Origin of the sequence: Kerstersia sp., assembly GCF_052103615.1 — a bacterium.
GTDB lineage: Bacteria > Pseudomonadota > Gammaproteobacteria > Burkholderiales > Burkholderiaceae_B > Kerstersia.
In genome coordinates, this window is the sequence record NZ_JBQEKA010000042.1 from 17,206 (window position 1) to 28,372 (window position 11,167).

Below are 11,167 nucleotides of genomic sequence, written 5' to 3' on the forward strand. Positions count from 1 at the left end.
CATTGCCCGCCGCATCTTGCAAGCTGACTTGAATCTCCGTGCCTGCTGCCGGGGCGGGGTCGATCACCACGGCGAACTCACCGTTGGCACCCACCTGGCCCGTCACCGGCTGGCCGTTCGCGTCCAGAATCGGGTTACCGTTCTTGTCCTTCAGGATCACGGTCGCGCCGGTTTCGCCCTTGCCCGTCAGCGTCTTGCCGTCGGCATCAAAGGCGACGTCCGTCGGCGCGTCCGGGGCGTCGGTGTCGGGGTTGCCTGGCTCGCCTGGTGCCACGACCTTGGTCGGCTCTGATTCGTTGCCGGCATCATCCGTCAGCGTGACATCAAATTCGGTTCCGGCTCCCGGCGCGGGTTCAATGACGACCGTAAAGTTGCCATCGTCATCCACTTTGCCCGTCACAGGATTCCCGTCGGCATCCAGCACCGGCTTGCCATCCTGGTCTTTGACCACGACGGTGGCGCCAGGCTCGCCCTTGCCCACCAGCGTTTTGCCATCCGCGGCAAAACCAACATCCGTCGGCGCATTCGGCGCTTCATGATCGGAAGGCTCACCCGAGCCGCCCGATGAACCCAAGCTATCGCGGAAAATAACAATCCCGGCACCAGCCAGCACCGCAAAAGCGCCCACCAGCCAATTGAAATCGTGTTCAGCCGCCCCGCCGGTCAATTCCATGGGGGCAGCGCTCTCACCACGTGCGGCAGCTTGCGCTTCGGCTTCGGCCAATGCGTTGCGTTCGGTCTCTTCGATTTGGGTAAACGAAAAATCAGTCCAGGGCTGCTCGTACTGCCCCCAGTACTGCGTCCCATCCGCCGCTTCCAATACCAATTCGCTGCGTGTGCCGTCTTCTGCAACTTTGAAAAAATCGAGAATGGAGACATTTTTCCCATTTTCGAGTTTCAATACCAGATTATTGCCAGCCCGCTCGTACGCAGTGACCAATTCCGGTGAAATAGGTAATTTGACGATGCTGGGCTCGACCAGCGATATATTGCTGCCAGGGAAACTCCCGATTTCATCTGCAACAGTCGGCATACTCATCACCTTTAATTGAATAAATTTTTACCTGGCGCAGAACCTGCCGGGCCTGTCACAAGAGGCGAGCAGCGAAGGTTCAACTAGAAAAAAGCAAGAGCGGCCCGAAAACCGCATGCGCACTGCGCTGGCCTCTTCCCCTCAACACATGAAAACCGCTTCAAAAGCACGGTTTCCATACGGACAACAGGGGCTTTTCATGCAAGGCAAGCCATTCCAGGAAAAATTCTAGCAACAATAAAATTGCTGTTTTTTGATATTCAAAAAAGTGTGAATAGTTAAAGATAAGGCAAATCCCTCATCCCGCACTACAAAGGAATAGGTACTGATAAATCTGGCAGCAATCCAAGGACAAAAGGCGGAAAATTGGAAGACTAATCAAGAATGACCGAATAATCTTTCAATTTTCCGCCTGCACGGCTGACACGCCAGGAAATAATTAAAATGCAAACAAACGAAAACAGGCATCCTGATAGGATGCCTGTTTGAGATGCCGCCGCCCAAAGCGGCTGCCATGACGCAACAACCGCAATGCCTAAGGTGTCAGTGCGAAGCCTGTTTCTGGTCTTAAAAGCGGTAAGTCAGTCCGACCACCGGGCCGCGCATGATCGTGTCGAACACATGGCCGCCAGAGCGGTAATCCACCCCCAGCATTTTGTAGCCCACCGACGCGGAAAAACGCTCAGAAAGGTTGTAGCTGACAGCGCTCAGAATATTCCAGGTAAACCGCGCCCCAGCGCCGAAACCGCCGACATCGGCCTGCAACTGCACCTGCCAGCGATCATTCCAGCGATAGCGGAACCGGCCGCCCACCACCGGATCTACCCAGGAAAAGCTTTCACCGTAGGAACGGCTGACATTGCCATAACTGAGGTTCACATCGTTGGAAATATGCCAGTAGCGCAGGCCCGCCAAGAGCTCCAGCACTTCCCGTTCCCCCTCGTGAACGCGGTAGCCGCCTTTCAGCGTAAAGGTCAATTGGCGCGTATCGGCCGAACCATCCAGGGCCTGTACCCCATCGAGCACCGGCAAAGGCCCGGTCGTGCGGCTATCGGTAATATCGGTATAAGCCAGATCCGCCGCCACAATATAGTTACCGCGCCGCCCCCAGACGTCAATGAAGCCGCCGAAATTCAGGTCTTCAAAAATATCCGAAAAGGGTTTGTCCACCTTGATGGTCGGGCTGCGTTTGAAAGGTGACACAGACCCATCCAGCCGCGCCGCCCAAAGATACGGCGTGACTTGCAAAGCCCAGGCGGGCTGGGCCGCATTATCAAAGTTCGGGGCGGGAGCACCGTCCGCATGGGCCAGGCCCAGCCCCCCTGACATTGCCATGCCCAACACCAGCCGGGTCTTGAATTTTGCTTGCATCGCCTTCATGTCATCCTCGATCCCGGGCGTATTGTTACGATGGGCGCCAATCATGCCGCGGCCAGACTATCCCGCCTGGACTTTGCAGCTTCCAGAGACGCCCCAGCGCCCCGGGTAAGAGGATTCTACCCTGAGCGCTTGCCCTACAATCGGAAGCTATCCCGCTTTGACAGGTGAGCCATGCCATTCTCGTCCGCCGATGCAATGCCGCCCGCCTCCGCGCTGTATGCCGAACTCCGGCAACGCCTGGCCGCGCTGACCGCTGAGATCGGCGCCACACCCGCTATCGCGGCACTGCCTGCCGACCAGGCGCAAGCCCGTGATATTGCGCTGGCGCAACTCGGCGCGTACCAGGCGCAGCTTGACCAGGACCTGAGCCGCCTGGAAGACGCAGCCGAATGGGAAGTCTTCACCATTGCGCTCTATGGGGAAACGAATGCCGGCAAATCCACCATCATTGAAACCCTGCGTATTTTGCTGGGTGAACCGGGCAAGCAGCAGGAACGGGCGCGCTATGCCCTGCTCGCCCAGGATACCGAACTCGACCCCGCCGCCCTGAACCTGCTGGCGCAGACGACCCAAGACCTGGCCAACGAGCTTGAGCAGGCCCGCGCGCGGCAGGCGGAACAACTGGCGCAACACCGCCAGTTGCAGGAAGACGCCCGGCAGGAGGCCGCCAGCCTGCGTATTCAAGTGCATGCAGATCTGGCCGCGCTGAAGGGATGGCAAAAAATCCTGCGCTGGTTCCGTCCGCTGCCCGAAGAGCCTCTGCTGACGCTCGCCGAGCAGCGGCAAGAGGCATTGCGCGCCACACAGGCGCATGAGCAAGCCCGGACGGCAGATGACATCGCCGCGCTCGATACGCGCCTGGCCGATGCCATGCAGCAACAGCATCATGCCTTGGCCCGCCATGCCGAACTGGCCGCGCACCAGGACGGCGCCATTATCGGCACCGGTCTGGCGGACTTCACCCGGACGGCCAAACGTTATGAATTTGAATATGAGGGGCAGAAATTCGCCCTGATTGATGTGCCCGGCATCGAGGGCCAGGAGGAGGATGTCCTGGCGACCATTCAAGCGGCCATCCGCCAGGCGCATGCTGTGTTCTACATTACGCCCAAGGCCGCGCCGCCTGGCCAGGGCGAAGCAGGCGCCCCTGGCACACTGGAAAAAATCCGCCATCAGCTCGCCGACCAGGCTGAGGTCTGGTCGGTTTTCAATAAGCGCATTACCAATCCGCAAGCCATGCAAGGCGCAACCTTGCTGGACGCGGATGAAGCCCGAGGCCTGCTGGAACTGGAAGCCCGCTTGCGGGAACAATTGGGCAGCAGCTACCGCAACACCATCAGTCTCAGCGCGCTTCCTGCTTTCTATGCTGTCGCCGATTGCCTGTTGCCCGGCACCTCGCTGCACCGCGCCCGCGCCAAATTCCTCGCTGCCATGCCCCCGGAACTGCTGCTGGAAAAAAGCAATGTGCGCGCATTCTGCGATTTCCTGAGGCAAGAGCTGTGCCAGGGCTACCGCGACAAAATCCGCCTGGCCAACCTGCATAAAGTCAGCGCGGCGCTGCTGCGCGGCCAGCAACTGTTGCAGCAAATCAGCCGGCAACTCGCGCAGGCAGCCAGACAACTGTCCCAGCAGGCAGCAAGGGACCGGCGCGAGCTGGAAGCCATTTGCCACAGCACCGAACAGGCCCTGCGCGCTGCCAGCAGCGAGGCGCTATCCCAGGCGCGTGCGAGCCTGCGCCAGCACATTCATGCCGATATCGACCGCGATATCAGCCATGACGCGTTCAAGCAATGCCTGCAGCGCCATACCGAAAGCAGCGCTCCCGAGCTGACGGCGGCGTTAACCGCGGCAGCCGCCCCCATTCTGGAGACTTTCCAGACACAGCTGGAACAGCTGGCCCAGCGCGCAACCGCACAAACCGAACAGGTGCTGGCCCACGCCCTGCTGCCGGCATTCCAGCTGACATTACCGCCCATCGAACTGAAATTCCGCTTGCGCCGCAACTTCCAGGCCGTCAACGTCGCGTCCACCCTGGGCGGCGCGGCGTTACTGATCTGGAACCCGGCAGGCTGGATTCTGGCCGCCATCGGCGCGGCCACCCTGGCGCTCAGCCTCTACAACTCGGTGCGCGGTTTGCTCAGCAGCCGCCATAAACAGGCACAGCAGCGCCAGGCCGCGGACGACAACATCAGCCACATGTTCGACACGCTCAAAACCAGCCTGGATCAGCAGCTTGAAACCTTCAATGCCGGGCTCAGGCAACTTGCCGAACCTGTCCATCAAAACCTGAACCTGCCCGTGCAAACGGTGCGCCTGATGCAGGATGCCATGCAACAGGCCAGCGACGGCCTGGCCGGATTGCGCGCCCGGCTGCCCTGATTTTTTTGGAAAGCCTCATGAGCCAGACACTGCGTACTTTCCTCGAACAAAAACAGCAGGCGCTGAGCCTGCTCGATGAACTCGCCACGTTTCTCGAACAAGGCCAGATGCTGGGCGTTCCCCTGCCCGCTGCCCTGGCCCGAAAGCTGGCCCAGGCCCAGCAAGACCTGAGCCAGGAGAAGCTGCGCATCGTCCTGATCGGCGGATTTTCCGAAGGCAAGACCGCCCTGGCGGCGGCCTGGCTGGAGCGCCTGGATACGCGCACCATGTCTATCAGCCAGAGTGAATCCTCCAACGCCATACAACACTATGACATCGGCGAACAACTGGAACTGGTCGATACACCCGGCCTGTTCGGTTTCAAAGAACAGTTCAACCCTGACACCCATACACTGGAAAAATACCGCGACATCACACGGCAATATGCCAGCGCGGCCCATCTGGTGCTGTATGTCATGAACGCCGCCAATCCCGTCAAGCAGAGCCATGCGGAAGAACTGCAATGGCTGTTCCGCACGCTGAACCTGCTGCCGCGCACCGTCTTTGTCCTGGGGCGCTTTGACGAAGTCGCCGATATCGAAGATGAAGCCGATTACCAGGAAAAGCTGGCGATCAAACAACACAGTGTCAGCGCCCGCCTGGACGCCATCCTGCAATTAACGGAACAGGAACGCGCCAGCCTGAGCATTACCGCCGTCTCCGCCAATCCTTTCGGTCTGGGAACGGCGCATTGGCTGGAACATCTGGAATCGTTCCGGCGCCTGTCCCATATTGATGCCCTGCAAACAGCCACCCAGCAACGCATTGCCGATCACGGCGGCCCGCTGGCCCTGGCCACCGCCATGCGCCACAGCATCATTGCGGAGCTGCTGGCGCACCAATTGCCCCAGGCGCGGCAAAATGCGGCCGAGCTGCTGGCCGAAAGCCGCCAGCTCGATGCCATGCGCCTGGCGCAACTGGCGGAAATCCATCAGGTGCAACACAAAATCGCCCAGGCGCGCGTCCGGCTCAGTGGCAAGATTGTCCGCTATATCGAAGAACTGATTCTGCAGGCCAAGGGCACGGACCCCGACACCTTTGCGGATTTCTATCACCGCGAAATCGGCTCCGAGGCGGCGCTGGTACGCCAGCGCATCAAGGAATATTTTGTCGAGGAAGTCAGCAGCATCACGGAAGACCTGAACCGCATACAGATCAGCCTGGAAGCCGGTATCGCGCACTTCAACCATACCGCGGCCACCCTGGGCAAGCACGGCCTGCACTATCTGGCCAGCAGCAACCTCATTAATACTCAGCACATTCTGGCCGCCCGCGATGGCCTGAACACCATTGCCAAAACCATGGGCATGGACATAGGCAAATACCTGGTCTTCAAATCCTTCGGCGCTGTCAACCTGGCCAAAGGCATCAACGGCATGCTCTCCATCCTGGGGCTGGCATTGGAAGTCTGGGATACCTGGCAACAGGAGCAGCGCAAACGTATGTTCCAGGCAGCCGTCGAAAAACTGTGCACGCAGCTCACCGAAGAAAGCCGTCAGCTGGCCGCCGATATCGAAAGCCCAAGCTTTGAAACACGCTTTTTCCCCAGCCTTGCGCCGCTGGAAGCGCAATTGCTCGACATTTCCGAAGAGCTGGACGCGCTGCGGCAGCGCCTGACACGCTTCGAAGCCTGGCGTGAACAGGGTGAAGCCATCCAGCATGCGCAGCACACCTTGCCCCCGGGCAGTCCTCATCCCAGGCCTGACGCCGCCATGGCCGCCCTGCCCGCCGCACTACCTGCTGCACTACCCGCCGCAGAGCCTTCACCCATAAGCCAACCGCCAGCAGGCAAACCAACCGCCAACCCGCCGCCCGCGCCATCCCGGCCAACGGACAGCAAGCCGCCAAAGAAAAAATTCTGGCAACGCTGGTTCTCATGAAGCCGATGCCGATCGTCGAGTGCCGAGTGCCGAGTACCAGCGCGGCCGACAGACCAAAATACCAAAGCGCAACAAGGCAAAACGGGCACCGCCAGGTTCCCGTTTTGCTCAGGACAAACGCCGCTGTTTACAGCCCTTCGTCAGCCTGTTGGCCCTTCTGATACACGGTATAGACCACCACGGGGATGGACAATTCGCCCAGGTACTGTTCCACCAAAGGCTTGACGGCGTCCCACTCCAGGCCGCCCACGCCCGTTGCCAGGCGCGGCAAGGCCAGGCTGGTAATGCCTTCCTTCTGTACCAGGCGCACCAGGTTCTGCAGCACGTGCCGCACATTTTCCAGCGATGCTTTGCCCGGCTTGGCCGTCGGGCCGTCACCCACGCTGTTCTGCGTCACCAGATTGACGATACGGCGCATGCCGCCATTCTCGTCCACCCCGGCCCAGACCCAGACTTCACCCGGCTCAATCGCCTTGGAACGCGTGTCATGCCGGTAATCACGCACCAGCGAGGGCCAGCGCTCGCGCAAAGCCAAGGCAAGACCGCTATCGAAGGGATCATTGGCAGCAATGCCATGAGCCAGCAAATCAGCCTTGGTCAGCAAAATATCGCCAGTGACTTCTTTAATCAATTTCGTTCTCCCGTTAAAGGCGGCCACCCCGGTCTATGCCGGCATGACGCCACCCGAATGAAGAAAAGCGCGAGGCTTTCCCTGAAATATCCATGCTGCCCTGCAAGCAGGCAACAGACAGTATCTGTCATGGCAATGAAATGGCATTTATCTTGCCAAGTCATTACAGATGCATGAGCCATTCAATTCCTCTCATCCATCCCTGCCGCCTTATCTGCCCGCTGCATCAAGCTGCTGACCGAATTCAATATTCAATTCCATTATAGGAACGCCGGACCCCCGTATTGCCGGCTGCCTTTGATACAGCGCAAGTCCTGTGCAATTAAATAACTGCCCGCATGGCGGGTTTTCCGGCCAGCGCCAGACATCCCATTCTCTTCACGGGTAAAACGTCATTTTTGCAATCGTTCACAAAATAACGGTAAAAAAAATGCCTTGCCGGCAGCCTATCGGCAAACCCTCGTAGAATAGCGAAACCCATTCCTCTGTTTTCCGACCGGCCGCACCGGGCTCACCGGCATGGCTGGCCTATGAACCGAACCTTATTGCCAGAGACATGCCGCGCCAGATCAGCGACCGGACTTACTATTTTCTTGCCGCCATCATCGGTACCCTGACCGGAGCGCTGGGCAGCGCCTTTCATGGCCTCGTCGAACGCGCACTGGCCTGGAGCCGCCATTTGCCGGAAACTTTGCAGCTCTCCGGCCCGGCGCTGTATGTTGTCATGGCGCTGTTTTCAGCGCTTATGTTCTGTGCCGCCGTCGCCCTGGTACGGCGTTACGCCCCGGAAGCCAGCGGCTCTGGCGTGCAGGAAATCGAAGGCGCCATGCAAGGACTGCGCGAGATCCGCTGGCAGCGCGTCCTGCCGGTCAAGTTCATCGGCGGCACCCTGGCACTGGGCTCGGGCCTGGTCGGCGGCCGTGAAGGCCCGACCATTCATATGGGCGCTTCCATCGCCAAGGCCATCAGTTCGCGTTTTACCCTGGCCGCCGAGGAAGCCCGCGCCCTCTGGGGCGCTGGCGGCGCGGCCGGCCTGACCGCCGCCTTCAATGCCCCGCTGGCATCCATTGCCTTCATCATCGAAGAAGCCAGGGACGCCTTTCCTTACCGCGTGCGTACCTATGGCGCGGTCATTATTGCCTGTGGCTTCAGCGCCTTGACTACCACCGCGCTGACCGGCGCGGTTCCGTATATGTCCATGAGCGCGGAGCGCATGCCCACCTACTTTCTGCCCGCCTTCATCGCGCTGGGCCTGGTGCTGGGCGTGCTGGGCGTCGCTTTCAACCGCGTCATCATCGCCGGGCTGGAGATTTCCCGTCAGCTTGGCCTGAAAACATCGCCCTACCTCATTCCGGCGCTGCTGGGCCTGATCATCGGCCCCATGCTGGTTCTCTTTCCCGAAGCGACTGGCGGCGGGGAATCGCTGGCGGTGACCCTGGCCAACAACCCCCTGCCCATTGGCCTGCTGGGCCTGGTCGTGCTGCTGCGCTTTTTCATGACGGCCGCCAGCTACTCCACTGGCGCGCCTGCCGGCATTTTCGCCCCGATTCTGGCGCTCGCCACAACCACCAGTGTCCTTTTTGCCAGCCTGCTCGCGCTGGTAATCACTTTGCCTCCTGGCGCCATGGTCGCCTTCGCAGCAGCAGGCATGGCCGGGCTATTTTCCAGCACCGTGCGTTCGCCGCTGGTCGGTATCGTCCTGGTTCTGGAGCTCACGGGCACCTATGCCCTGGCCATTCCGTCGCTGCTGACCGCCGTGACCGCCCATCTGGTCGCTGCGGGCCTGGGCGGGCAACCCATCTATGAGGTGCTGCTGGCACGCACGCTGCGCCTGGCAGGCCAAACACCGCCAGCCAGCACGGAAGACAGCAGCGGCCCGTCAGCCGCCGCGCGCTAACCGGAACGAAACTGCCTGCCAGACCGCCTTAGCGGCGGCTGGCAGGCAGGCAGCGCTCTGCCACAAAGACGCAGATGGCCAGCCAGACTGCGCTCACGGCAAACCCCGCCAGCACATCGCTGAGGAAATGCACCTGCAGCAAAACACGGCTGGCGCCGATGGCCGCCACCAGCCCTGCCGCCAGCGCCACGCATGCCATATGCCAGCGCGCCGGCAGCAGGCGCAGCAGCAAATAGCAGCCAAAGCCATAGACCAGTAATGAGGCCGATGCGTGCCCGCTGGGGAAGCTGAACCCTGTTGCTTCGATATAACCGTGATCATGTTCGGGGCGGGTACGCTGGAACGCGTGCTTCAGCACCCAGTTCAATGCCCCGCCGCCGGCGGTAGCCAGTACCGCAGCAGTCACCAGCCCCCAGCGCTTGCGCCATGCCAGCAGCGTCAGCATGAGCACGGACAGCAGCAATAAAAAATAGCGGTCGCCCAGGAAGGTAAACCAGGCCAGGCCAGCCAGCAGCGTGCCCGGCATTTGCAGGCTCAAGGCCTGCGCCAGCGAGGCATCGAACTCCACCATGCCGCCTGACTGCGTCACGGAAGCCGCCAGCAGGCCGAACAGCGCTATCATCACCAGCGCAAACACACCGTACAGGGCCGCACGGCGCCAACCGGCCTGCAAACCAGCCAGGCAGCGCCAGCATACTGCGGCCAATACCGCGACGCCTGCCGGCAGGATCAAAAGCCAATAATAAGGATGGGCCGCCGCCCAGGTTGCGTATTCAATCATGAGTGATGGATTCCGGGCCGCGCTGAATGTTCCCCTGCCCCCTTGCGGGGCAGACCCTAATCCGGTCATGCCTGCCTATCATTGCCACTGCCTTTGCGTCTAGCGAGTTCAATCCTCCATTGTCCCTTGCGCAGGCCTGCCTGGCTAGCCTGCCGGGCGCGGCGGCCCATCCACCCCTGCCACCCCTGCCACCCCTGCCGCCCCTCCTGCCTCGCTGCCGGATACAAACCGGACTGGCGACAGGCACGAATATCCGTTATTTTGCTAGTCTGCGGTCATACCAGCTTTTCCTACCCAAACCGCCAGCCATGGCAGCTCTCTGTTGAGCCGAATGAACAATACTGCATCCCGTTGGCAATACATCACGGCCCGCATGCTCAATCTATTGGGCGTCGTGGCGTCGCTCGTTCTGATTGTCAGCATTTCGTTTGAAGCCTTTTCCAATGCCGCCTTTTCCGGCAATACCATCTACACCAAAATTCAGCTCGGCGTCTGTCTCTATTTCCTGGTGGATTTTTTCCTGCTCTTGCTGATTTCGCCTGATCGCTGGCGTTTCTTCTTCAGGAATTTCATCCTGATTATTTTGTCAGTACCGTATTTTTATCTCTTTACCCGCTTTTCACTGAATTTCTCCAGTGAAGTGCTTTACCTGATCCGCTTCCTGCCCATTATTCGCGGCGGGGCGGCCTTGGTTATTCTGGTGCAAATGATCGTCAGCAACCGGATTTCCGGCCTGTTCATCACCTATCTGGCGATTTTCTTTTCCATTACCTATTTCGAGACCCTGATCTTTTATGTCTTCGAATCCGGCGTCAATCCGCTGGTCAAGTCCTATCCGGACGCGCTGTGGTGGGCGTCGATGACGGTCACCACCGTAGGTTCCAACATTATTCCGGCCACGACCATAGGCAAAATCTGCACCGCCACGCTGGCGGTGGTCGGCATGACGACCTTTCCCATCTTTACGGCCTACATCACTTCCGTCATTCACAACCTGAACGACAGGCAGAAAAAGAAACAGCTGGTGGACAAGCAAGCCGCCTATCAGCATGCGGCCCAGGCGGCCCAGGCGGCCGCCTTGCGCGCTGCCGCCCCCATGGCACCCGCGGCGCCTGCCGTACCCGCCAAAGGGGGCGCCCCCGCCGCC

At 60.1% G+C, this 11,167-nt stretch carries 8 protein-coding genes; 4 read left to right on the top strand and 4 right to left on the bottom strand.

The window, feature by feature from the left end; genetic code table 11:
- Positions 1 to 1,033: Ig-like domain-containing protein (locus ACTJGZ_RS10240; RefSeq protein ID WP_441662821.1), on the bottom strand; the 1,033-nt coding region annotated here is incomplete at its 3' end.
- A gap of 567 nt (positions 1,034 to 1,600) precedes the next feature.
- Positions 1,601 to 2,458 carry a hypothetical protein gene (locus ACTJGZ_RS10245; RefSeq protein ID WP_441662822.1) on the bottom strand — a complete coding sequence of 286 codons (858 nt, stop codon included), beginning with the start codon at positions 2,456 to 2,458 and terminating at the stop codon, positions 1,601 to 1,603.
- 126 nt (positions 2,459 to 2,584) lie between these two features.
- Here ACTJGZ_RS10245 and ACTJGZ_RS10250 point away from each other — a divergent pair, with 126 nt between their 5' ends.
- Positions 2,585 to 4,792 carry a hypothetical protein gene (locus ACTJGZ_RS10250; protein ID WP_441662823.1) on the top strand — a complete coding sequence of 736 codons (2,208 nt, stop codon included), beginning with the start codon at positions 2,585 to 2,587 and terminating at the stop codon, positions 4,790 to 4,792.
- 17 nt (positions 4,793 to 4,809) lie between these two features.
- Positions 4,810 to 6,711, top strand: coding sequence for a LeoA/HP0731 family dynamin-like GTPase (locus ACTJGZ_RS10255; protein ID WP_441662824.1), 1,902 nt, complete (start codon positions 4,810 to 4,812; stop codon positions 6,709 to 6,711).
- Between the two features lie 127 nt (positions 6,712 to 6,838).
- On the opposite strand, the gene ACTJGZ_RS10260 is transcribed toward ACTJGZ_RS10255, so the two are convergent.
- The gene (locus ACTJGZ_RS10260) at positions 6,839 to 7,342 is read right to left on the bottom strand and encodes a macro domain-containing protein (protein WP_441662825.1); all 504 of its coding nucleotides are present in this window, start codon (positions 7,340 to 7,342) and stop codon (positions 6,839 to 6,841) included.
- A 556-nt stretch (positions 7,343 to 7,898) separates the two neighbouring features.
- Between ACTJGZ_RS10260 and clcA the strand changes: the two genes are divergently transcribed.
- On the top strand, positions 7,899 to 9,239 hold the full coding sequence (gene clcA, locus ACTJGZ_RS10265) for a H(+)/Cl(-) exchange transporter ClcA (protein WP_441662826.1): 1,341 nt from the start codon (positions 7,899 to 7,901) through the stop codon (positions 9,237 to 9,239).
- Positions 9,240 to 9,267: 28 nt separating this feature from the next.
- Here the strand turns inward: clcA and ACTJGZ_RS10270 are convergent, their stop codons facing one another.
- Entirely contained in the window at positions 9,268 to 10,020 is a 753-nt protein-coding gene (locus ACTJGZ_RS10270) for a phosphatase PAP2 family protein (RefSeq protein WP_441662827.1), read from the bottom strand.
- 331 nt (positions 10,021 to 10,351) lie between these two features.
- On the opposite strand from ACTJGZ_RS10270, the gene ACTJGZ_RS10275 reads away from it, so the two are divergent.
- On the top strand, positions 10,352 to 11,167 hold an 816-nt coding region (locus ACTJGZ_RS10275; RefSeq protein WP_441662828.1), incomplete at its 3' end, for an ion channel.

What these genes read in the sequence shown, in the direction of transcription:
- ACTJGZ_RS10245 (WP_441662822.1), bottom strand. Translation starts at nt 2,458, where the DNA reads ATGATTGGCGCCCATCGTAACAATACGCCCGGGATCGAGGATGACATG.
- ACTJGZ_RS10250 (WP_441662823.1), top strand. Translation starts at nt 2,585, where the DNA reads ATGCCATTCTCGTCCGCCGATGCAATGCCGCCCGCCTCCGCGCTGTAT.
- ACTJGZ_RS10255 (WP_441662824.1), top strand. Translation starts at nt 4,810, where the DNA reads ATGAGCCAGACACTGCGTACTTTCCTCGAACAAAAACAGCAGGCGCTG.
- clcA (WP_441662826.1), top strand. Translation starts at nt 7,899, where the DNA reads ATGCCGCGCCAGATCAGCGACCGGACTTACTATTTTCTTGCCGCCATC.
- ACTJGZ_RS10270 (WP_441662827.1), bottom strand. Translation starts at nt 10,020, where the DNA reads ATGATTGAATACGCAACCTGGGCGGCGGCCCATCCTTATTATTGGCTT.